At 61.3% G+C, this 23793-nt stretch carries 11 protein-coding genes; 4 read left to right on the top strand and 7 right to left on the bottom strand.

Annotated features, from left to right (window positions below; all coding sequences use genetic code 11):
• Nucleotides 1-110: 110 nt before the first annotated feature.
• The 7 genes from VMY05_00765 to VMY05_00735 all read right to left on the bottom strand — a co-directional run bounded on the left by VMY05_00765 (nucleotide 111) and on the right by VMY05_00735 (nucleotide 13026).
• Nucleotides 111-2414: an Ig-like domain-containing protein gene (locus VMY05_00765; protein ID HUV29608.1), complete on the bottom strand. Its 2304-nt coding sequence runs from the start codon at nucleotides 2412-2414 to the stop codon at nucleotides 111-113.
• 272 nt (nucleotides 2415-2686) lie between these two features.
• Complete coding sequence (locus VMY05_00760) at nucleotides 2687-4987, bottom strand: Ig-like domain-containing protein (protein HUV29607.1); 2301 nt, start codon at nucleotides 4985-4987, stop codon at nucleotides 2687-2689.
• A gap of 307 nt (nucleotides 4988-5294) precedes the next feature.
• Entirely contained in the window at nucleotides 5295-6404 is a 1110-nt protein-coding gene (locus VMY05_00755) for a hypothetical protein (protein ID HUV29606.1), read from the bottom strand.
• 88 nt (nucleotides 6405-6492) lie between these two features.
• On the bottom strand, nucleotides 6493-8058 hold the full coding sequence (locus tag VMY05_00750; protein HUV29605.1) for a hypothetical protein: 1566 nt from the start codon (nucleotides 8056-8058) through the stop codon (nucleotides 6493-6495).
• An 11-nt stretch (nucleotides 8059-8069) separates the two neighbouring features.
• Nucleotides 8070-9020 carry a cytochrome c3 family protein gene (locus VMY05_00745; GenBank protein HUV29604.1) on the bottom strand — a complete coding sequence of 317 codons (951 nt, stop codon included), beginning with the start codon at nucleotides 9018-9020 and terminating at the stop codon, nucleotides 8070-8072.
• A 445-nt stretch (nucleotides 9021-9465) separates the two neighbouring features.
• On the bottom strand, nucleotides 9466-11664 hold the full coding sequence (locus VMY05_00740; GenBank protein ID HUV29603.1) for an ATP-binding protein: 2199 nt from the start codon (nucleotides 11662-11664) through the stop codon (nucleotides 9466-9468).
• 552 nt (nucleotides 11665-12216) lie between these two features.
• The gene (locus VMY05_00735; protein HUV29602.1) at nucleotides 12217-13026 is read right to left on the bottom strand and encodes a ZIP family metal transporter; all 810 of its coding nucleotides are present in this window, start codon (nucleotides 13024-13026) and stop codon (nucleotides 12217-12219) included.
• A 186-nt stretch (nucleotides 13027-13212) separates the two neighbouring features.
• On the opposite strand from VMY05_00735, the gene VMY05_00730 reads away from it, so the two are divergent.
• The 4 genes from VMY05_00730 to VMY05_00715 form a co-directional block, all read left to right on the top strand.
• Nucleotides 13213-14349 carry a dipeptidase gene (locus VMY05_00730; protein ID HUV29601.1) on the top strand — a complete coding sequence of 379 codons (1137 nt, stop codon included), beginning with the start codon at nucleotides 13213-13215 and terminating at the stop codon, nucleotides 14347-14349.
• A gap of 690 nt (nucleotides 14350-15039) precedes the next feature.
• Nucleotides 15040-18540 carry a hypothetical protein gene (locus VMY05_00725; protein ID HUV29600.1) on the top strand — a complete coding sequence of 1167 codons (3501 nt, stop codon included), beginning with the start codon at nucleotides 15040-15042 and terminating at the stop codon, nucleotides 18538-18540.
• 678 nt (nucleotides 18541-19218) lie between these two features.
• Nucleotides 19219-22725: a hypothetical protein gene (locus VMY05_00720; GenBank protein ID HUV29599.1), complete on the top strand. Its 3507-nt coding sequence runs from the start codon at nucleotides 19219-19221 to the stop codon at nucleotides 22723-22725.
• Nucleotides 22726-23424: 699 nt separating this feature from the next.
• Nucleotides 23425-23793: hypothetical protein (locus VMY05_00715; GenBank protein HUV29598.1), on the top strand; the 369-nt coding region annotated here is incomplete at its 3' end.

The following is a 23793-nucleotide window of genomic DNA, read 5'->3' as shown; positions in this document are numbered from 1 at the left end:
GAAATACATTCACGGGTATCCGTGTTGCACCACTCCGGTGCAAAACAAAACCCGGGCGCGAGATTGTCTCGGCCCGGGTCTTAAGATTCAATATCACTGGTGCCGCAAGATTAGTCGACGACTGCCTCGACACCCTTTTCACCGGCCACTCCCGGGTTGCCGAAACTGCCTCCGCCGGAACCGGCATTGCCAATGGCGAATGAATTGCCGGACATATCCACCAGGCTCACTTTATCCCGCACGATGCCATATGACGGGCCGCCGCCCCCGCCGCCGCCATGAGCGCCCGAGCCGCCGACCCCTCCGTGACCACCGGTACCGCCCGAGCCTGTGTTACAAATAAATAAAGTCGATCCGGCGCCACCCTTTCCGCCCGCACTGCCGCTTGCACCGGGGGCACCGTTGCCGCCGGCACCGCCCTGACCGGCTCCGGCCGTGCTTATGCTGTTACCTTCAAGCTCGGCGAAAGAACTGTTTGTCAGCAGCAGCCCGAAGGAGCCGCCGCCGCCGCCGCCCCCCTGACCTGCTCCACCCCCCTGGCCGCCGGCGCCGCCCCCGCCACCACCGCCACCGGACCGGTAACAGGGAAAACCTATTCCCCCACCACCACCGCCCCCGCCACCGCCACTGCCGTGAACACCGGCAGTACCCGGCTGGCCATCCGAAGGCACGTATTCGCCCGTACTCAGCGTGCCGAAAGCAGTTCCACCGGCGCCATTAATGCCGTTGGCGCCATCCCCTCCCGCGCCGCCCGACTTGCTAGCAGACCCGCCGGCACCGGGATCCGGTCCCTGGCCGGAGGCTCCGGCTTGGCCGGAACTCATAGTACCATTACCACCGCCGCCGCCTGCACGCGCTATATCTGAGGATCCGCTGGCACCCCCAAGAGCTGTCCCGTTTCCTACCCATTGGCTGCCGTTCCCGCCGGCGTTGCCCGGGACGCCCGGCGCGCCGCCTTCACCGGTCAAACCGGCCGCCCCGGATCCCGCCTGGATACGGTTGCGCGAAATGATAATATTCTGACTGTTATTCAAATTGACCCCGACCGAACTCTCGCCGGCCGACGCCGCGTGATCGCTCTGGATCACCAGGCCGTCAAGCGTCAGGCCGGTCACGTCCTTGCCGCGAACAGCCGTCGGCTCACCGCGGATTATCGTCTCTATCGTCCCCACGTCACGCCGCCACGTGCTCGCATCATACCCGCCGTACACACTCACGTTCGTCGCTAACGTCAGACTCCCCCAGTAGATCCCCCCGGTCGCGTATACGTCGCCCGGCGGCGTCAACGCCGCCGCCTGCGCTATGGCCGCCTGGATCGTCGCCAACGGCTCGGCCCGTGTCCCCGCATTGCCGTCAAGGCCCGTCTGCGCATTGACAAACAACGCCCGGTCAATATCCTCCAGCAAAAACACCATTACCGTGTCAGGTTCGCTGTCGTCCGTGCCGTTAGTCACCACCAGCTCGAATTGCAGTGTGCTCACCGTGTCCGGGGCCGTGAACTCAGGTGATTCACCCGTGAAATCTCCCGCCGTCGGACCGTATATCTGCCGCCAATCATAGGTCAACGCCAACCCCCGAGGATCACTGCTGCCACTGCCGTCAAGGATCACCTGCGCCCCCAGCGTCACGTCCTGATCCGGCCCGGCGTCGGCCAGCGGCAGGGCTGTTGTTTCGAAGGTCGATGTAAACTCGCTGACCATGGCGTGACCCGCCGTATCCGTCACATCCGTCGTGATCGTCACCGTGTACGCCGTCCCCGGCTCCAAAAGAGCGTCCGGCGTGAACGTCGCCTCGTTACCGACCGCCGCCACCGTCCCCGTCGCGCCACTGACCAGAAACGTGCTGGTCGTCACCGTGGCGATATCCACCGGCACCGAAAAGGTCGCCGTGACCGTAACGTCCGTCGGCGCCTTGGTCGCGCCATTGATCGGGTCAATCGCCACCACCGCCAGCGGCGCAAACGCCGTCGTAAACGTCGATGTATACTCGCTCGCCAGCGCGTTGCCCGCTTTGTCTTTGATGCCGGTCGTCAACGTCACCGTGTACGCCGTCCCGGCGCTCAAATCCGCGTCAGGCGTAAAAGTCGCCTCGGCGCCGTCCACGCTCACCGTCCCGGTGACGTCGCTCACCTTGAACGTGCTCGTATCCACGCTCGAGGCCGCCACCGCCTCGGAAAACGTCACCGTGATCTTAGCGTCCAGCGCCACTCCCTGGGACCCGTCCACCGGCACGCACGAAACCACTCGGGGGGCGGTCGTATCGGGCTCCGGCCCCGTTGTTTTGTCGTCCGAACAGCCGCCGACCACCAGGCCTGCTATGGCCGCAAGAGCGACGACATAATTCAACCACCGCCCGCCGACCGGCACCCGGCCCGGCCACGGCCTTACTATGATCTCATTACGTTCCGTGAGCATGACATGCTCCTCTTCTGATAACAAATAAGTTTTAGCATCCACTCAGCACGGGAGGGTTCCTCCGTCGATGCTGCTGGATGCGAGTTATTCCTCTTACCGGCGTAACTAAGAAGATTGATCTCTGGCTACCCGAACGCCGGGCGTCGATTGTGCCAACAACTTAGTATCTGTTGTCCGCGATGTCAAGCCCCGGCGAAGCAGGCAAAACAAAACCCGGGCGCGAGATGCCCTCGGCCCGGGTTGAAAAACTCTATTCCACTGGTGCCGGGAGCTTACATGACGACTTTCTCGACACCCCTTTCACCGGCCACTCCCGGGTTGCCGAAACTGCCGCCGCCTGAGCCGGCACTGCCGATGGTAAACGTGTTGTCGGCGGTTTCAACAAGGCTCCCGGCATCACGCACGATGCCATATGAGGAACCGCCGCCCCCGCCGCCGCCATGAGCGCCCGCGCCGCCGCTGCCTCCAGGACCACCCTTACCGCCGTTGCCCGTGTATAGTTCATATTTGTCACCACCGCTTCCGCCGGCGCCGCCGCCTGCGCCCGGAGCACCGCTGCCACTCGCGCCACCCGAGGCGCCGTTTGTCGTGGTGATGTCATTGCTATTCAGCACAACGTAGGAAGAGTTAGTCATAAGCAATCCGAAGGAGCCGCCACCGCCGCCGCCACCTTGGCCTGCTCCTCCCCCTTGTCCGCCGGCACCACCCCCGCCGCCGGCACCACCCCCCACCTGGAATCCATCGCCACTACCACCGCCGCCGCCACCACCACCACTGCCGTGGTCACCGGCACTGCCCGGCTGGCCATTCGAAGCCACGCACTCGCCCATACTCAGCGTGCCGAAAGCGCTACCTCCGGCACCATTAGCGCCGTTGGTGCCGTCTCCTCCTGCGCCACCCGGCGAGCCATCCCCTGCAATACCAGCTGACCCACCGGCTCCACCGCTCGGTCCCTGACCGGCGGCGCCGTCCGACGAGCCGAGCTCGCTGGTGGAGCCTCCAGACCCGCCGGACCTCCCGATGGCCGAGGATCCGCCAGCGCCCCCGGAGGCATTATCCCCCAATGGATGTGCGTCGTCGCCATCACCGCCTGCATTGCCCGGTGTACCTGGCGCTCCGCCTTCACCGATCAAACCCGCCGCCCCGGAGCCCGCTTCGATCCGGTTGCGCGAAATGACAATGTTCTGACTGTTGTTCAGATTGATCCCGACCGAACTCTCTCCCTCGGATGCCCCGTGATCGCTCTGAATTACCAGTCCGTCAAGCGTCAGAGCAGTCACGTCCTTGCCGCGAACGGCGGTCGGCTCACCGCGGATTATTGTTTCCACCGTCTCAACGTCTCGCCGCCACGTGCTCGCATTATATCCGCCGTACACACTCACGTTCGTCGCCAGCGTCAGACTCCCCCAGTAAATCCCCCCGGTCGCGTATACGTCGCCCGGCGGCGTCAGAGCCGCCGCCTGCGCAATGGCCGCCTGGATCGTCGCCAACGGCTCGTCCCGTGTCCCCGCGTTGCCGTCAAGGCCCGTTTGCGCATTGACAAACAACGCCCGGTCTCGATCCTCCAGCAGAAACACCATGACCGTGTCAGGTTCGCTGTCGTCGGTGCCGTTGCTCACCACCAGCTCAAACTCCAGCGTGCTCACCGTATCAGGAGCCGTGAACTCCGGCGACTCGTCCGTGAAGTCCCCCACCGCCGGACCGTATATCTGCCGCCAATCATAGGTCAACGCCAACCCCCGAGGATCACTGCTGCCGCTGCCGTCAAGGACCACCTGTTCGCCCAGCGTCACGTCCTGATCCGCTCCGGCGTCGGCCAGCGGCAAGGCTGTTGTTTCGAAGGTCGATGTAAACTCGCTGACCATGGCGTGACCCGCCGTGTCCGTCACGTCCGTCGTAATCGCCACCGTGTACGCCGTACCGGGCTCCAGGAGAGCGTCCGGCGTGAACATCGCCTCGTTGCCGACCGCCACCACCGTCCCCGTTACGCCACTGACCAGAAACGTGCTGGTCGTCACCGTCGTGACCTGCACCGGCACTGAAAAGGTCGCCGTGATCGTTACGTCCGTCGGCACCTTGGTCGCTAGATTCACCGGGTCAATCGCCACCACCGTCAGCGGCGCAAACGCCGTCGTAAACGTCGATGTATACTCGCTGGCCAGCCGGTTACCCGCTTTGTCTTTGATGCCGGTCGTCAACGTCACCGTGTACGCCGTCCCGGCACTCAGACCGCCATCAGGCGTAAAAGTCGCCTCGGCGCCGTCAACACTCACCGTCCCGGTGACGTCGCTCACCTTGAACGTGCTCGTATCCACGCTCGAGGCCGCCACCGCCTCGGAAAACGTCACCGTGATCTTAGCGTCCAGCGCCACTCCCTGGGACCCGTCCACCGGCACGCACGAAACGACGTGCGGGGCGGTCGTATCAGGCTCCGGTCCCGTTGTCTTGTCATCCGAACATCCTGCCAGCAGCACAACTGTCACTGGGCACATAACCCACGACAGCCACCGGGCCCCGCGTGTAACGGCCGGCAGCAAGCCGCTCACGATCGTCTCACGCCGATCTGCAAACATGGAACTTACCTCCTACGGGAATCGGGACGGGAAGCTTGGGAATCGAGCCAGGCTCCTCCCTGGTGTCATTGCTCAACCATCAGTGATCGCGCCGATACGCGATCTCGGAATGGTGAACCTCCGATGATAATTGCAAAGAGTCTGTTGCTGATTGAAATTACTCAGCCCGCGTTACTTTGTCAAGCACAGTTGCTGGTGACAGGACGTCGACGGGGTTGGTCACGCGACTGGCGAGCGCAAGATCCGCAGCCGCATAAGAAAAAACCCCCTCCCGGGGAGGGGGCTGAAAAGACGCGCGTCCCGGGCGCTAACGCGAAGTCGCGAAGGAGGATCGCCTGTTGGCAGGCAGGCCGCTCGGGTCGCCGGTTGCAATGTAATTGATCGCCGATTGCAGAAGGTCCAGAACATAGTTGGTGTTGTGCACACCCATCGAGCCGTCGTCCAGGACGAACAGGTAGTTGTAAACGGCGCCGGCGGAGTCGGCATCCGGAACGATCAGCGAGTCCTTTGGCTCTACTTCACCTTCATCGGTCGTGTCCACGAGGCCTGCGTCAAGCAGCAGGAACTTCAGGCTGTCGAGCAAGCCGGTGATTTCGTCACGCACAGTCTCTATTTCGGTATCTCCGTCGTAGTCGGCGAAGGCCAGCCGGTTAAGCGAATCGAGGGGCGGGTCCACGTGGCAACCATCCCGGTTGCAGCCGGTCAGGTTTTCAATATGGCGCTCGTGGTTGGCCACGTTCCAGCTATGGCCGCCGACCGAGGCGTGCACGGAGGCGGTCCGCATGTGACATTCCACGCAGCCTTCCGTGACCCCGGTGCTGTGCCAGGAGTTCCTGTAAGCGTACCCGTCATACTCGTACGCGTTGACACCGAGCAGCATGTCACTCTGGACACTGTAGTGGGGACTCCAGCGGGAAGTGAGCATGACACTGTCAACGACGTAGGTCGCCGCGTCGCGCCGTCCCTGGTGGCAGGCGGCACAGAGATTGGACGAACCCCGATCGTACGTCGTCACCTTGTCGGCCAGCGTCGCCGCGGCCTCGAGACGCAGCCCGAAGGCCCCGCTGGAATGCGGCTGGTGGCAGGTGAAGCAATCGATCCGCGTGAAGTAGTCACCGCTGGCGTCCTCACCCGTCACTTCGGCCACGAACCCCTGATGGGTGTGGCACTTTTCACAACTGCCGTAGCTCGACGAATACAGGCGATTCCGATTGGTGTTCTCACCGGTGGCGTGCTGCGAGTGCTTGTACTGTTCCTGGGCGACCTTGAGCACAACGTCCTTGTCGCTGTGACAGCTGAAACAGCCGGTGGAACCGGTATCCGCCAGTTGAACGTCGCCGGTGATTTCCCGGTCGCACCCGGCCCAGACAAGCGCAAGTGCCGCGAGGGCCAGCAGCATCAGCTTGATTCCTCTCATTATTTCCTCCCTTGGCAGTGCTTATTCTCTTTCAAAACCCGTTTCCCTTGTCTTCGCGTCTATCCCGTGGCCGTTCGGCCCGAGTCTGTCAGAGTTCCTTGATCAGGTTGACCTCAACTACGTTGGCCGTGTAATACTGCGTGTAGACGGGTGAGGGATCAGCCAGATCATCGAAGTTGAAAGCGCTGTAGATGACCTCCAGCTTGTGATCGCCGGCGAACGTGAACCTGGCCGTGAACCGCACCGAGTAGCTCTCGACGTCAAGATCCTGCCGGCTGCGCAGGTACGTTCCGCCGATCCCGCCCTGCAGGTGACGGTACCAGGTCGACAGCACTTCGCCGTCGATCACGTGCTCGCTGAAACTGAACTTGCCGCCGGCGTTTTCACACTCTCCGTCGTAGTACATGTACGCAGCCTGCAACTGCCCGTACCGGGACCACACCAGCGTGAGTTGTGACGCGGCCCTGATGAACCCGGCGCTGCTGCCGATGTCATCGTTCTGCGTCTTCCTGTTCTCGACCTGCACCTGAGCGGTGCCGTATTCAAACCGGTAACGCAGCGACCCCCGGTAGCGCGAAAAATCCTCGTCGCCGGTCAGCGTACGACCTTCCTCGACGTTCCTGCTCTGGGCCCCGTATCCGGCCTTGACGGTCAGTTCCGGCAGGACGTTGTACCACCCCGAAAAAGAGTACCCGTTGGTCGAGATCTCGTCGCGCACGTCGTCGTTAACGGCCACGCGATATCCGGCGGAGAATCCGCCCTGACGGGGCCACACTTTGCCGGCATAAACGGCATGGGAGATATTGTCGGTGGCCGAGAGGTCGCCGGTCCGCCGCGCCCGGTCAAACGCAAAACTGTAGCGGAGGCTGTAGCCCTCGCCGTAGTAAAAGCGGGCACCGCCCCAGATCGTATTAGCCGTCAGCGTATCCTGCCGCTCGGTGATTTCCTTCCGGTAATGCTGAAAGCCGACGTTGAGAAGCACGTTTTCGTATGACGGCACCGGAGCCGCGGCCGTCACCCTGAGCCGCTTGGACAGCCGGTCGTTCGTAGCATTGGTGTCATCGTTGAAGTCCGATCCCCGGTACTCAAACTGGGCCATCCTGCGCCCTTGCCGGAATCGGAAACCGGCGTTGAACTGCGTCTGCACGTAATCGATGCCGCGGGCTGCCGGGACACCGCTCGCGGCCGCCAGCTCAACCAGGTCGCCTTTCCTGCAGATGCGGTCGATACCTCCGAACAACCTGACGTATCGATGCGGCTCGACCCAGAACGCGGCCCCGCCGCGACGCCGCCGGGTGAAGCGATCGCCTTCAAAACTGTACGTGCGCCGGTACTGGTCATTCCTGACCGTGACCCCGTACACCCCGGGGCGCGATATTCCGGCGTAGAGATTGCGGTTGTTCAGGGTCAGGTTTTTCAGGGTGCCGAAAACGCGGGTGCCGTTGTCGAACTGATACCGGAACTTCTCCAGGGACAACGACAGTCCCTCATAGAGATTGTAGGTGGGTTGATTTACGCCTCGATTGCCTTCATCGTCAACGAGCACGAACCCCACCCGGACATTTCCACCGTATTCAGAACCAGCCGCGGCAGCGCCCAGGCCGGCAACGATGGCGAGCACCACGGTCAGTCTGCCTGCTGCTTTCAAACTCATGGCTCATCCCCCTACTTGCTGACGTGGTGGCAGAAACACGAGGTCTGGCTGCCGCCGAGTTTCAATCCCAGGAACGGGTCGAGCAGATAGGCATTCTTCGGCTCATTCGACCCGTGAACTTCACTATGGCAATCCACGCAACTAAATCCGGCGTATTGCCCGCCGTGCGCCGTCTGCGCATGCAGGGGGCCCACGAGGTGACACTGCCGGCAGAGCGCGGAGCCGGGCTGATCGAGCAGCCGCTCGTTCGAACTGCCGTGCGGCGAATGACAGGCTACACAGCCCCCGCCCTCCGTCGTAAAGGAGCTTCCGGCCTCGTGCTCCCAAAGGTACGGCCCGCTCTGCTCAGGATGACACCGATAGCAGTTGACGTTTCCGCCGTGCCCGTAGTCCGGCTCGTTCCGGCCGACAAAGTCGTGGCAGTCCAGGCAGGAGATGTTCCCGTCCGTCAGGGGATGATTCGACCGCCGTTGGAACTGGTTGCCGACGCTAACATGGCAATCTTTGCAGAACCGGGCCTCCTCGTCGACCAGCAGGCCCGCCAGGCCGCCGTGCACCGAGTGGCAGGCCGTACATGACAGGTCCGGACCCGCGTGCGGGTCCAGACCGAAAACGCCCGCCTGCCCGTGCGCCTGATGGCACTCAGTGCAAACTTTCTCCACCTCTAATCCGATCTGGCGGATCGGATTGGAAATGTTCTCCACCGACGGATCTTCAGCGTGCACTTCGCCGCCCTCATGACAGTTCACACACGCCACCTGTACCCTGGCCTCTGTCGACTGCGAGCTTAGCCGGTGAGGTCCAGGTCTGAGCGATTCGCCATAGGTAGCGTGGCAGGTCAGACACGTCTCGTCGTCCGGCTCCGGAACTCCCGCCCAGACCTGGAAGGTCCAGACCAGAAAAGCGGTCAGTACGACCATCCAGCCCGACGCATGCCTCTTGTTTCGGTCCCCTCGATTCATATTCTCCCCGTAAATGCTGTGCATTTGGTCGTGGTATGCTTATCGACCGTCTCGGAAAAAAAACAATATTAAAACTGTAGATTTTGTCCCGTAAGCCCTCGATTACGGCTGCAACCGAGCTCGGCCCGCTTAATCTATTGCAAATCTTCGAATTAGAACGGGAGCCAGAAGCCGGCTGCTATCATACTCCGTCACACTGTCCCCTTACCTTCGGCGGCAATTGTCAGGTTTCCGACCTGGGCTCATCTCATCAGCAGCCCTGTTACGGCTGCGGGTCGGCACGTCTAAGTCGGAGTTTGCTCGTGTGATGTCGGGATTGCCGGGGCTGCTTAAATGTCGGCGTCTACCGTGACCATTGTCAAGAGTAAATATCCCCGGTAGCAGGCTCGGCTGGACTTGCGATCAGGATGAATGGGGTAACAGATGGAAACGGCTCTGGACGGGATCATGTCTGCCGGTCCGGCACGGCCCCTCGATCCTGTGGCGCCACCGCTTCGGGGCAAGTGCGATCCAGTTCGAGTCTCACCGCCTCACCGAGCATTTCGCGGGTGAACGGCTTCTCCAGGAACTGACCGGCACACTGGGCCAGGAGTTGCTGCACCCGCCTGGTGGCCGTGAACCCGCTGACGACGACGGCCTTTTGGCCGGGATGATATTTTGCCATCTCCCGGTACGCATCCAGACCGTCAAAGTCTTTCTCAAGAATCATGTCGAGGACCACCAGATCAGGCGGCGTCCGTTGCACGCAGGCTGCGGCCTCCCTCCCGGTGCCGACACCTTCGACCACGTAGCCAAGGCCGGAGAGCAGTCGACAGGTCAACTCAAGCTGTTCGGGGACGTCGTCCACCACGAGAATGGACTCTGTGCCGGTGCGGGCCTCGGCCCGGGCAGCCTGGTCCGCGGCCACATGTGTAATCGGGAAATACATGGTGAAATCGCTGCCCGTGCCGACCTCCGAACGAACGTCGTAATAGCCCTCGTGATCTTTCAGAATGCCGTACACCACGGCCAGCCCAAGCCCGCTGCCGCTTCGTCCCATCTTCTTCTTGGAATAATAGGGTTCGAAGACGTTCGGAATGTCCTGCGGGTTGATGCCAATCCCGCTGTCAGTCACGGTCAGCAGCACGTATTCACCCTTGTCAATCTGGTCATACCCGCTCTGGAGTCGGTCGAGATAGGCCTGCCCGGTGCTGATGTTAAGCGTGCCGCCGTCCGGCATGGCGTCGTATGCGTTAATCACCAGATTCATGACTACCTTGGAAAGGTGAGCCGGTGACCCCATGACGTTGGCAATCGAGTGATCCAGGGGAGTATTCACCGCGACCGCCGGATGCCGCGATCTCTGGTCCCGAAAACCGGCCGAATCAAGGTATTCCTCGACAAGCTCGTTCAGGTTGACCGGTCTCATTTCGTAGCGGCCGCGGCGCGCCATCGCCAGCAGGTCCTGAACGACCTCGGCTGCCCGCCTGGCGGACTTACCGATAATCTCAAGGTCACGGCGAACGGGACTGTCGTCAGGAAGCTCCGAGAGTATGAGTTCCGGGTATGCAACCAGCGGGCCGATCATGTTGTTCAGGTCATGCGCCACCCCGCCCGCCAGCAGCCCAACCGACTCCATTCTGCGCGAGCGCTCGAGCTCCTGCTGGAGCTTCTGACGTTGTGCTTCGGCGCACTGACGTTCACGGACGAACCGGCGCGTATCACCGCGCCTGAGGAGCACCAGGCCGGCCATCAGTGCCAGGACCAGAGCGGTTGCAAGTCCTGCTATTGGAATTACCCAGTGATGAAGATACCCACCCTGTTCCAGGAGCACCGACTCATGGTATTGCACGGCCAGCCACAGCGGCTGCCCGGAGGGCAGAGTGGCCGTCCTCCACAGTATCATCCCCGACCCGATCCTGAACGCGGCGGGACGGTCGGCAAAGACGGAGGCCACCCCATGCTGGCGGAACCGCGAGTTGAACCAGTCATACATGGCCTCCGAACCTTCACCGCAACTTACAATCGTACCGCCTTCACCGGCCAGGAGAACCGAGGGCCGGTAGTCGTTGCTCTGCAGTTCTGCGGCGAGACTGCCGGTCGGAACCACACCGACAATCATACCGTCCAGTTTCCCCCCTGACCTGACCGGCACCGAGTAAAGCACGCACTCCGGACCGACATTCCGGAAAACGGGATCGCTCAAAAGCCCCCTGAGGTCCGGATTGCGGTCAAACGAGCTTCTCTGCATTTCGAGAGCAGATCGCACGCACCCGAGATCCGCAATCTCTGAGCCGTTATGGATACTGTCTCCGACGGGCACGAGCGGCCGCAGAGTCCAGTCCGGTTGATTTTCAAGGACGTACAACCCCTTCAACTCGCCTCGCTTCAGAGGTCCGGCTGCGATATCCTCAACCAGCGGATAAGAATGAAATCCGGACGTTGTCACGCCTGCGTCGTGGCTGATGAACGACAGCACGGTATGAATGCCGTTGAAGAACCCTCGCACGTGCTCGCACGTATCGTCCAGCCTGGCAGACTTCTCGAGCAGGAGTTGTCTTTTCAGCTCGGAGTGATGCGCCAGGTGGTCATACACGAGGAGACTCGTAATGGCCAGGGTCAGTAACATCGTGACCAGCGGCGCCGCCGCTGTCCAACGCTTCATGCCCCCTTGAGAACGAGCGTCCTGGGGAGGTGTGCTTGCAAATCTCCAGTTACCCATTAAGCCGCCTGCCCTACACAGTAGGGTCGTGTGTCCAGGTTCTTTGCAGCAAGACTACTCGTTGCGCAAACCCCTGTCGGACATTGTCACCCCTTTTATCGGCAGGTCATTAGACCCGTTAAGCAAGAAATCGTCACTGACAGATTCTGTCAGTACAACTTGAAGGACGAGTCATGTCCGGGAACATTGCGGGGCTGTCCTGGCGTGAAGAGGACACCCCCGCCTCAGGAAGATCCAATGACATCATCGGCCGACAACCAGGTTTGAGGACAGAATGTCAAGACGGGCGGCCGCAGGCACTGACATGACGAGTGGTGTGACTACCAAGCCCGCAGTCAGACAGCATTGATCCGAAACCACCGCTTGCGGTGACGATCCCTATTGTCCATCATCGTTTCAACGCAGAGACTAATCTCAGCCGCCAACCAGCGCCGGCCACCGTCGGCCGGGCGATCCGGGCTGAGGCTACCGGGCCGGGCGTGCGAGGTCGGTCGGCTATCCCAGGGCGACGTCGAGTACCATCATCACCGTAAATCCGAGCACGGCTCCCATGGTAGCGGCATCGGAGTGACCGCCGGTCTGTGATTCCGGAATCAGTTCCTCTACGACGACAAATATCATGGCTCCGGCTGCGAAGGCAAGTGCATAAGGGAGAATGGGTTGCACTATCAGTACCAGGGCGGCGCCGAGGACGCCCGCCGCCGGTTCCACCACTCCGGAAAGCTGACCGTACCAGAAACATCTCCCCCGAGACAGACCCTCCCGCCGCAGCGGCATTGAAACGGCCAGTCCTTCCGGGAAATTCTGTATGGCGATACCGATGGCCAGAGCAATGGCTCCGGTCAGCGTCGCCGACGGCAAACCGGCTGCAACGGCCCCGAAAGCTACACCCACCGCCAAGCCTTCAGGCACGTTGTGCAGGGTGATCGCCATAACCAGAAGCACGCTCCGCTGCCAACTGGTAGAGACACCTTCCACCCGGCCGTCCGGCATTCTCGGGTGAACGTGAGGCAGTATCCAGTCGACACCGCGCAGGCAAACGCCCCCCGCCAGAAAGCCGATGGCGGCAGGCATCCAGGCAGGCAGTGACTTTCCCTCGGACATCTCAATCGCGGGGGCCAGCAGCGACCAGAAGCTGGCCGCTATCATTATGCCGGCTGCGAATCCGAGCATTATGTCCATGGCCCGCTTTGTGGGTTGTCGAGCCAGGAATACGCCGGCGGCACCCGCCGCGGTGGCGGCCCATGTAAACAGAGTAGCCGCCAGTGCCTGCAAAATCGGATTCAGACCCAAAAACCAGTCCACTATCCCCATACTCGGCACCTCATCAGCTTGCCCACGTTGGTTATCGCCTGGACAAAAGGAACTCAGCCAAAGCGCCGTGACAAGCTTTTTTCTTCGGCGCTGCGAAAAACCACGGCCGCGGGGTTTCGAGACGGTCACAGGGGTGAGTCCCCTTGCGTTCGCTCGGCCACATCAGTAGACTACGGCATGCCGGCGGACCCGTTGGACATTCATCGGCGTGCCTTCGTCGCGGACCTTCACTGTGATACACTCCTGTTTATCAAGACCGGCCTCGACGTATCCATAAGAAACGAGACCGGCCACGTCGATCTGCCCCGGCTGAAGCAGGGCGGCGTCAACCTCCAGGTCTTCGCCTGTTTTCTGCCCGTACAAATCCCGGCCGACGAGGCCGTCGCCTGGGTTGACGAACTGCTCGGCTTGCTCGTTGTCACCACCGCCCGAAATGAACAGGAGGTCGCCATCTGCACGACGACGGCTGAAGCACGGCGGACTGTCGCCGAGGGCCGCATCGCCGCCGTGCTGTCAATCGAAAACGGGCAGGCCATCGCCGGTAACCTGCACAACCTGGAGTACTTCTATCGGCGCGGCGTCAGGTCCATGACGCTTGTGCACGCCGTCTCGCACGACTGGTGCATCTCATCGGCCGACCCCGAACCGGCCTTCGACGGCCTGACTGACTTTGGGCGCGACGTTGTGCGCGAAATGAACGGCCTCGGCATGATCGTCGATATCTCACACCTGTCTCTCGAGGCCGTCAGGCAGGTGCTCGAGGTATCGAAGGCTCCCATTATCGCGTCTCACTCGTGCGTCCACGCGCTCTGCCCCCATCACCGGAACCTGAGCGACGACCAGATTCAGGCCGTGGCCGACACCGGCGGTATGATCGGCGTGAACTTCTGCGGCGCCTTTCTCCTGCCCGAGTTCTTCCTGGTGTCCACTGCCTTCACCGAGGCTCACGAGGAGGAATACGAAGCCGTCCTGGAATTGATGAGCGGCATGCATAAAGACGACGCATATAGACTGCGTTTCAAGAAACTCTCACCCTTTTTGGACGCCTGGAGTACGAAGATGCTGTCCGTTCCGACCGCCGTGACCATGGTCGCAGATCACATCGACTACATTGTCAATTTGGTCGGTCCGGAATACGTCGGCCTCGGCTCCGATTTCGACGGCATAATTCACCCGCCGATCGACCTGGCGGACTGCTCGATGATGCCGAATATCACGCGCGAACTCGTCCGGCGCGGGTACGCCGAGGCTGACATCAGAAAGATTCTGGGCGAGAACTTCATGCGAGTGTTCGCCCAAGTGTGTGACCGGTAGGGGGTTAGCCCCTCGCACGGCCGGCTCGATTTCGACGCGGCGGGCCGGGCCTGAAGAACCACGTGAGTTCGGATCGCAGGCCGGCAGGTCATCGCGGCGCTGGTTCCGGGCGGGCCGGGATGCCGCTTCTGAAGGCGCGGAGACCTTTTCGGGGACCCGATCGAGCGCCCGCCCGGCCTATCAAACCAAACAAAAGCATTGACAATGGCGTCGAAAGTATTAAATTTCAGGTGATATGGTGGGGGTATGTATGCTCCACCGCATCGGTACTACTCTACTTGTCCTGTTTGCTCGCGAGTATTGGTCCCGCTGAAGGGCAGGATCTGCGCTATCTACCCGGATAAGAAGTTGTGCCGGGTGGGAGTGTTCTCTTTTGTGCGCCGGTTCTGTTCCCGTGGCGGCTCCTGCGTACGCAGCACGCAATTGGCACCGGCACAGATAACCTTATCGGACGCGTAAGTATGCACTAAGTTTCGGTCAAACGGGCGCAACGGCGTATTGTGCCGATTTCTGACTGGTCTTGCGCCCGACGAAGGGAGGTGATTTCGCAGAAACGAGTGACACGGACGCAATCTCCAGCTACAATCACGAGGCAAGACTGTTGCGTCGAGCAGGGCGGTGCTGCACATCCGCGCGCTGCTCTCGATTGCTGAGGTTGGGAAGAAATTTTGAGCATTGAAAGGAGCAAAGATGACAAAGAAGCTTTTGTCATTACTGGTCTTGGTTTCGCTGATGGTGGCCCTGATGGCGGCTACCGTGGCTTCCAAGGCCTGGTTTGACCCACGAAATCGCGTGACCAGTGACATATCCGACCGGGTCACCAAGTATAGTTTCCCCAAGGTTGCCTCAAAGCCGGTTGCCTGGGGTGACGTGCCTGACCAGGCTGAGGCGATTACCTCCTATCCATATGCCGGCCGATCGCTCGGCGCGGCAGCCGCTCCGGCGGCGGTGGAATCGCCCGGTTTCCCGGTTATAATCAGCTATAACGACGACCAGTTGTTCCCGGGCGGTAACCATCAGGTGGACTTTCGCGGTCCCGCACCGTCCGTACACTTCGTTTATGGCTGGGCCAGCGGTCCTTTGGTCAACGGTCTGATCGGTTACAACGTGTACGACCCGACGGGCGCCGGTGACTGGCCGCGCGGCGCCGGGGTGGGCTGTTTGATCAATGCGACCGACGAGGAAGGTCTGTGGCCGAATATGGCCGTCTCGCCGGCGGGGTATGTCGTTATAGGCGCCGTCGATAACGCCGGCGGTTCGCGCGACAACCACTTCTACTCGCAGCCTTCACAGCACAGCTGCTTTTTCGGCGCCGGCTGCCTGATCCTCCCGACGCAGTACAATGCGACGTTCCTGACACCGGCCAACTACCTGGGACACCCGAGGATCGAAATCCAGGAGTTCGGCGGCGACACCATTGTCCACTGCATCGCGGTGGAAAGCGAGTTTACGGTCACCCACGCGGGCAACCCGTTTGACATCCGCGGAAACACCATCAACTACTTCCGGAAGTTCGGGGAGAAGATGGATGCGACCTGCGCCTGGGAAGGGCCGTTTCTGATTGACATTATGAACTCTTCGTCCGGCGTGCAGGACATCTCGAACGGCTCTATTGCCGCCTCGAGGGTGTCCGGCAAAGTTGCGGTGGCCTACACCAAGCAGCACGCGCTCGGTATCGTGGAGAACCAGCGGTACGACGTGGAGGTGTACTTCCGAACGTCCACCAATGCCGGTGCGACCTGGGGTCCGCAGACGAACATGACGAACTACTCGCGGATCCTGCCCTCGCAGACGGCCTTTATTAACACCCATTCGATCTACGATTCGGAAGACTACCTGCACATTATCTGGACCGCCGACCAGACGGTGGAGAACGTCTACGACGATCCGATTTACTTCTGGGGCGACTTCTCGGCCAGCCTGTACCACTGGAGTGACCGGGTCCCCGGACCTAACGCCGGTGGTACCATTGTCAGGGCGCACAACGCCAACTGGGGTATCGCCTATAATACGCAGGTATGCGGTTTCGGGGCGCCCGGCGTCAGCTACATCGGTTATGAATCGATCGCCGAGTGTAACGGCCGTCTGTACTGCTTTTTCAGCCAGTGGCTCGATGCCTGGGGCATTTTCGGCCCCGCGCAGGTTGACGACTGTGCGAGCGGTTTCACGGACCGGTACTACGCGGCCAACGGTGAGGCGGCCATGGTGGTCTCAAGCTCTTTGGACGGCCTGCTGTGGGATGCAGCGCGAAACCTGAGCAAGAGCTACACGCCTGGATGCGACTCGGCCGGCTACGGCGGCGTATGCATGAACGATTCGCGTATTACCGTGTCCCGGTACGGGATGGACAGTGCGGCCTACGGCCAGGCCCTGACCTGGCCGGGTGACGAGCTCGTCGTTCCGGACAACGGCACCTGGACCGATCCGTACTATCTGCACGTCTTTTACACCGAGGACCACTACCCGGGCCCCGGTTGGAGAGATCCTGAGACGTACAACATGACCACACCGAATCCGCTGAAGTGGATGCGGATACCGTGTGTGGAACCCATCGAGGCTCCGCAGATAATACTGTCTGCGGATACGATCGGGTACCCGGATTACGTCCAGCACGGCGACACGACGCTCGAGACGATCATTGTCACCAACGACGGCAACGTGCCGCTTACGGTGGACTCGATCAAGGCATTCGAGACTTCCGCGCCGTCCGGTTGGCTCGGCATAACCAAGACCGACATGACGGTCGGGGCCGGCGTTCTCAACACGGAGACCTTCGGCATCATCATCAACAGTGGCGGGATTGTCAACGCCCCGGGGACCATCGTGGCTCTCAACGGCGAGGTCTCAGTGTGGTCCGACGCGGCCAACCGCGACTCCACGGGCGTCGTCATTCAGTACATTGTTGCTGACACCGTCGTCGGCATGGAGTGGGATACGCTCAGCACCTACACCGGTGGCGGCACCGATGACTTCGTGCAACTCGTCCTAGCCAACACGGGCGGCATGGGCCAGAACGGTCTGACTTCGGTAAACCTTGACTATACGGAGTCCGGCAACGAATGCGACGCTGTCGCCACCGTGTACCTTTACAGCGGCGGTCCGCTGGCCATGCGGCGCGACATTGTCGATACCGACACCTCGTTTGTCATGAGCTATTCCATGCACCAGGCGAATTTCGCCACCGACATTTCCTTCAAGCCGGTGCACGACAGGGCGTCGCCCGCACCGATCGCCGGCACCAACTTCGATGGCTGGTTTAGCGGCACCTTTGTCAACCGCGACACCACCATCGCCGCGGAGTGTGAGTGGTACGCGCCCACCGGCGGGGCCGACAGTTCCGACTTCGTTATCGTGCGCACCCGCTTCTTCTCCTACGACGGTAACCCCCATGAAAACATGGTGTTCGGCGAGGTAATCGACTGGGATATCGTCGCCGTGAACGGCACCGGTGATCAGTCCGGGGCGCTGCCGGAGTACAACACCGTCTACCAGCAGGGTACGGACACCACCACGACACCGTGCCAGCCGAACAACAATCGCTTCGGCGCTTCCATGCTGCTGGGATATTACACCAACGAGGAGTTCAACACCGATCCGTGCGCGGGAGTATGCACCCCCTATGGCGTGTACAGCGCCCGCAACGACAGTGATATCTTCGTTACCGACACCTTCCCGGATGGCTCGACGCGCCGCGACGGCAACCTTTACCCGCCGATGCTGTGGGAGAAGACCGACACCCTCGCGGGCATACACGCCATCGATGAGGTCGATGACCTGCATACGGTGTCGACGTGGTTGCACGACTGGACGCTGGGCGGCACCGACACGCTCGAAGTGTACTCGGTCGTGACGTCGGTGCACAATGGCACAGTCGTCGACCTTAAGGCCAATCTCGACGCCGCCTTCGAATGGTACCGCGTCAACCTTCGCGACGGCTGCGAAGATGTGTGCGGCTGCTGCAAGAACGTCGTGGGTAACGTCGACGGCGACCCGGGTGAAGTCGTCGACATCGGCGACCTGACGGCGCTGATCGACTACCTGTTCATCACCAAGCCGGCTCCGGTCCTGCCGTGTCCGGAGGAGGCCAATATCGACGCTGATCCCGCTGGTGTCATCGACATCGGCGACCTGACGGCGCTGATCGACTACCTGTTCATCACCAAGCCGGCACCTCCGCTCAATCCGTGCTAATGGCTGTGCTGAACGGTATTTAGTTAGATGCATAACCACCCTCGGCCCGGGGCCGGGGGTGGTTTTTTTGCCTGCGCGAACCGTCACCGGAACCCGCGCATGGGGTGCTGTACATACATAGCCCTTGACAAGCCGGGCCCGGCCCGGTATTGTATGGCAGGGAGGAGGCGTGTGATCGCAGCGCCCATGACTCGTCCGCAGCGCAGTCATGATCAGACTTCACTCTTTGCTGATCCCGAAATATGAGGGATTTCAGACTCCACCCGACCTGATCACAGCACCACGCATTCCGCCTCCGGGTTTCTTAGAGCCCGTGCGCGGGTGAGTTGCGGGCAGGGCCGCCACCGGTACCCGCAGATTTCCTCCTGACCGGTGCGGCGGCTCGCCGCGTTTTCCGGGCAAGTGGTTCCAAGCCGGATAGACGTCGCAACGACCGGTTCCGGAACAGATTTCCCAGGACCGGTGACGGTCTATACGCCCCCCAGGCAGCTTCTCGCGCTGGCGGAAACGGGGCGGTGAAGGGAGGTGATCCATAAGCGGAGAGTAACACAGTCGGCCTGGCAGAGTCCGTATGTCCGGTCAAGACAGGCGCAACTCCTAATATCCCAAGCTCTTCCAGCCGACAACATGTAGTATACGCTGTCACAAGGGTACTTAAATCGTTCGAGGAGAGTTGAAATGGCAAAACGTTATCTATCCTTGGCAATCCTGGTCTTGATCCTGTGCGCGCTGTTTGTGGGCACGGCCGTATCGAAGGCGGTCTACGACCGGCGTGATCGCGTCCAGGATGACCGGTTGACCAAGATCACAAGGTACGCCCTGCCGAGTGTCCGCGACAATTTGGTGGCGCGGGGCGTTCCGGAGGACTTTTCGGCCTGGCCGGCCGATCCCTCTCGTCGCGATGCCAGAGCGTCGCTCGGGGCCGCCCAGCCAGGCGCGGTTCAGTCGGCCGGTATGGTCGTAGACAACACGTACATGGATGACCAGTACCGCCCGCCGGCCGGGCATATGGTCAGTTTCGGCGGGCCGACCCCGTCGATCCATTTCACGTATTCGGACGCCACCTCCCCCTCGGCCAACTCCCGCTTCGGGTACAACATCTATGACCCGGTCGCTGCGGACTGGCCACGCGGTTCCGGGGTTGGCTGCGAGGTACAGCCCACGGACCAGACCGGCCAGTGGGTGATGAACGACATCGATCCGCGCGGACTGCTGGTTTTTGGTGGTGAAGACGACGCCGGCGGCAGTGCCGACAACCACTTCTATTTCCAGCCCTCACAACACAGTTGTTTCTTCGGCGCCGGCTCGGTGATCCCGGCGGTTCAGTACAACGACGGGCACTTCCTGGACGTCACCAACCACCTCACCTTCTGCAAAATCGAAGTCCAGGAATATAACAACGACACCATCATGCACGTTCTGGCCGGCGAGAGCTCGACCGTAGCGCATCCCACAGCCCGCAACCTGCTCGAGGGTGCCATCTCGTATTACCGCAAGCTGGGAACGGGAGACGCGGGAACGTGGGAAGGTCCGACGGTGATGGACACCACGGCTTTCTACGTCAACGGCAGCATTGCCGCGTCGCGCGTCTCCGGCGACGTAGCCGTGTCGTACACCCACTACCACGACATGGCCTATGCCAACAACCAGGTATATGATGTCGAGGTGTTTTTCAGGCTGTCGGACAACGGCGGGGCCAGTTGGGGTCTGCCTACCAACCTGACCAGTTACCCGCGCACGGGCACGCAGGCGTCCCACGCCGCCTGGGTAGAGACCAGTGCGCTGTACGACTCCGAGGGCGGCCTGCACATCGTTTTTAACGCCGAGCCGATTGTCGCCGACCCGTACAACGACCCGATCTTCTTCTGGGGTGATTTTTCGTCAAGCATGTTCCACTGGACCGATCGCGTCCCGGGTCCTAAAGCCGAAGGCACCATAACGCGCGTACATAACGCGGAATGGGGCATCAATTACAACACCCAGGTCTGCGGGTTCGGAAGCCCCGGGACGATGTACCTGGGTTACTTCTCCATCTCCGAATGCAACAGCCACCTGTACACGGTGTTCACCCAGTACCTTGACGCCTGGGGTAATTTCGGCCTGCCACAGACCGATGACTGCGCCAGCGGTTTTGCCGATCGCACCAGGGCGGCCAACGGTGAGATCGCCATCTGCGTCTCCACGACTCTCGACGGCATCCTCTGGGACGCAGCACGGGATCTGACCAACTCCTACACGCCCGGCTGTGATTCGGCCGGCTACGGCGGCACCTGCATGAACGATACGCGGCCTACGCTCAGCCGCTACGGCATGGACAGCTCCGCCTACGGCGTCGAGTTGAAATGGCCGGGTGCCGATTTCGTGGATCCGAGCGGTGAGTATACCGGCCACCACTATCTGCACGCGTTCTATACCGAGGACCACTATCCCGCCCCGGGCTGGCGGGACCCTGAGGCCAACAACATGCTTACGCTCAACCCCCTCAAGTGGATGCGGCTGGCCTGTGTCGATCCCGTTGACGCGCCCCAGATTGTGGTCGCGCCCGATGAGTTGGGGTACCCGAGCTACTGCAAGCACGGCCAGGCCGACACCATCCCCGTAACCGTCACCAACGACGGCAACGTCCCGCTATCGGTGGATTCGATTAAGGTATTCGAAGACGATACCGGCCCGTCAGACTGGCTTGACGTCTCGGCGGCCAGCCTTGCCGTAGGCGCCGGCGTCTACAACACCGGAACCTTTGACATCATCATCAACAAGGACGGGACCATCGACAGCCCGGGCACCATCGTCGCCCTGGACGGTGAGGTCTGCCTGTTCTCGGATGCGGACAACCGGGATTCCCTGCCCATCATGATCGCGTACATCGTCGCCGACACGGTTATCGGGATGGCTTGGGATACGCTGGCCACCTCGGGGTTGCTGCGCCCGGTCCACGAGGATGACTTCGTGCGGCTGGTCGTTTCCAACAATGCGGAAATGGGTGCCAACGGCGGCACCAACGGGCTCGTCAATCTCGACTTCGTGACTGATGGCGGCGAATGCAACAGCAGCGCCAGCGTGTATCTGTACAGCGGCGGTCCGCTGGTCATGCAGCGCGATATTGTCGATATTGACACGTCGTACGTGCTCAACTATGCCATGCACCAGGCCAGCTTCGCCACCTACCTGGCTTTCAAGCGCGTTGACGGTTTCGCCGCATCCGGCCCCGTTTCGGGAACCAACTTCGACGGCTACTTCACCGGTACCGTGGTCAATGCCGACACGACCATTGCGGTCGAGCGCGAGTATTTCGCCCCCACCGGCGGCGGCGACAGCACCGACTTTATCATTATGCGCACGCGCTTCTCCTCCCTTGACGGCAACCCGCACAGCAACCTCGTGATCGGTGAAGCCATCGACTGGGATATTCCCGCCGACAACGGAGCGAATAACGTCTCCGGCGTTCTTCCGGACCATAACGCGGTCTACCTGAAGGGGACCGACACCGCCACCGTGCCCGGCTGCCAGCTCAACGAGAGACGCTTTGGCTCCCACCGGCTGCTCGGCTTCCACACCGCCCAGGAACTGATCGACGATCCGTGCGCGGGAGTATGCACCCCCTATGGCGTGTACAGCGCCCGCAACGACAGTGACGTCTTCGTGGCCGACACCTTCCCGGACGGCTCGACGCGCCGCGACGGCAACCTCTACCCGCCGATGCTGTGGGAGAAGACCGACACCCTCAGCGGTGCCCTCTCCCCATACGCGGAGCCGGATACTACCGACATGCACATGGTCATGACCTACGTGCATGACTGGACGCTGGAGGCTGCCGACACCCTGACCGTTTACTCGGTAGTAACGTCGGTGCATGACGGTACGGTCGACGACGTCAAGGCCAATCTCGACGCCGCCTTCGAATGGTACCGCGTCAACCTTCGCGCCGGCTGCGAGGAACTGTGCGGCTGCTGCAAGAACGTCGTGGGTAACGTCGACGGCGACCCGGGTGAAGTCGTCGACATCGGCGACCTGACGGCGCTGATCGACTACCTGTTCATCACCAAGCCGGCTCCGGTTCTGCCGTGTCCGGAGGAGGCCAATATCGACGGTGATCCCGCTGGTGTCATCGACATCGGCGACCTGACGGCTCTGATCGACTACCTGTTTATCACCAAGCCGGCACCTCCACTCAATCCGTGCTAGTTATCTCTTTAAACGGTAAATAGTTACGCGCAAAACCACCCCCCGGCCCGGGGGTGGTTTTAGTTACCCCCTTAAGCCGGATGGGGAAATCCACCGCCGGGCACCAAAATCTACATAGGTCTTGACACCGCGCGATTCCCGAGTTATTCTACAGTGGTAAGAGGGGCGTGGCCGATAGGTTGCCGGCTCGTGTGCGGCTCAGTCGGCGCGGGTTGCCTCTGTGAACCGTACCAATGGCGATGGGTTCAGTGAACTTGGCCCGTCTCAAATTCGCCCCTGAAGGCTTGACTTCCAGGGGTTTTTTGTGACTCTTTCTGGGAGGAGTACACGCCAGTCCGCCGCATCGTCCCAAACCCGGGACTCACGGCGAAATTCCACGCATTCCGGCTTGCATCCGGAATGTGGGCGGCATTAATTCCAGCAAGAGCTTGGTTGAACGCGCTTTTTTTGGTATCTTGAACACACGGTCGACACCGGACGATATGCTACCTTTGTCGGCCGGGGCTGCGTCAACGCAGCCTGTGAAGGGAAAGGAGGTGAACCTCAGAAGGAGAGTAACCGCAGCACTTGCGTTGACCTCCGCCCGGTGCCGGCCGGGCACGTAAGGGCTGTCTGGTCTTATGGTTTCAGGTACAGACCCGCTTTCGGAGGGGCGGGCCCGGAATGATGAGTCATTAGGGCTACTGAAAGGAGCCAGGAATGACGAAAAAACTATTCTATCTTCTTCTTCTCACGACGGCGTGTGTTGCTCTGCTGGCCATCTCTGTCTCGGCCAGGGCCGTCTTTGACCAGGCCTCGGGGGACCGGGTGCTTGACAAGCGGACCAACAACATCACACAGTACGGCTTCCCGCGCATCGATCGCGAACCTGTAAGGGCGGTCGGGCTCAAGGATTATGATCCCCTTGCCACCGCACGCAACTGGATGTCGACGCGGTCTTCTCTGGGCACCGCCGGTCTCGCGGAGACTGATCCGTCACCGGGCCTCACGATCAAGCAGACCTGGGATGACTGGCAGTGGAGCTACAACGGCGGGAGAGTGGAGTTCACCAGCGATGTCCCGTCGATT

It is taken from the genome of Acidobacteriota bacterium (assembly GCA_035529075.1).
Classification (GTDB): Bacteria; Zixibacteria; MSB-5A5; order GN15; family FEB-12; genus DATKXK01.
Note: the sequence above shows the minus strand (reverse complement) of the source record. Positions and strands in the feature narration are given on the sequence as shown.

Bases quoted from the DNA above. Each gene is read 5' to 3' on its own strand.
- VMY05_00740 (HUV29603.1), bottom strand. From the start codon at position 11,664: ATGAAGCGTTGGACAGCGGCGGCGCCGCTGGTCACGATGTTACTGACC.
- VMY05_00730 (HUV29601.1), top strand. From the start codon at position 13,213: ATGCCGGCGGACCCGTTGGACATTCATCGGCGTGCCTTCGTCGCGGAC.
- VMY05_00750 (HUV29605.1), bottom strand. From the start codon at position 8,058: ATGAGTTTGAAAGCAGCAGGCAGACTGACCGTGGTGCTCGCCATCGTT.
- VMY05_00720 (HUV29599.1), top strand. From the start codon at position 19,219: ATGGCAAAACGTTATCTATCCTTGGCAATCCTGGTCTTGATCCTGTGC.
- VMY05_00745 (HUV29604.1), bottom strand. From the start codon at position 9,020: ATGAATCGAGGGGACCGAAACAAGAGGCATGCGTCGGGCTGGATGGTC.
- VMY05_00725 (HUV29600.1), top strand. From the start codon at position 15,040: ATGACAAAGAAGCTTTTGTCATTACTGGTCTTGGTTTCGCTGATGGTG.
- VMY05_00755 (HUV29606.1), bottom strand. From the start codon at position 6,404: ATGAGAGGAATCAAGCTGATGCTGCTGGCCCTCGCGGCACTTGCGCTT.
- VMY05_00760 (HUV29607.1), bottom strand. From the start codon at position 4,987: ATGTTTGCAGATCGGCGTGAGACGATCGTGAGCGGCTTGCTGCCGGCC.
- VMY05_00765 (HUV29608.1), bottom strand. From the start codon at position 2,414: ATGCTCACGGAACGTAATGAGATCATAGTAAGGCCGTGGCCGGGCCGG.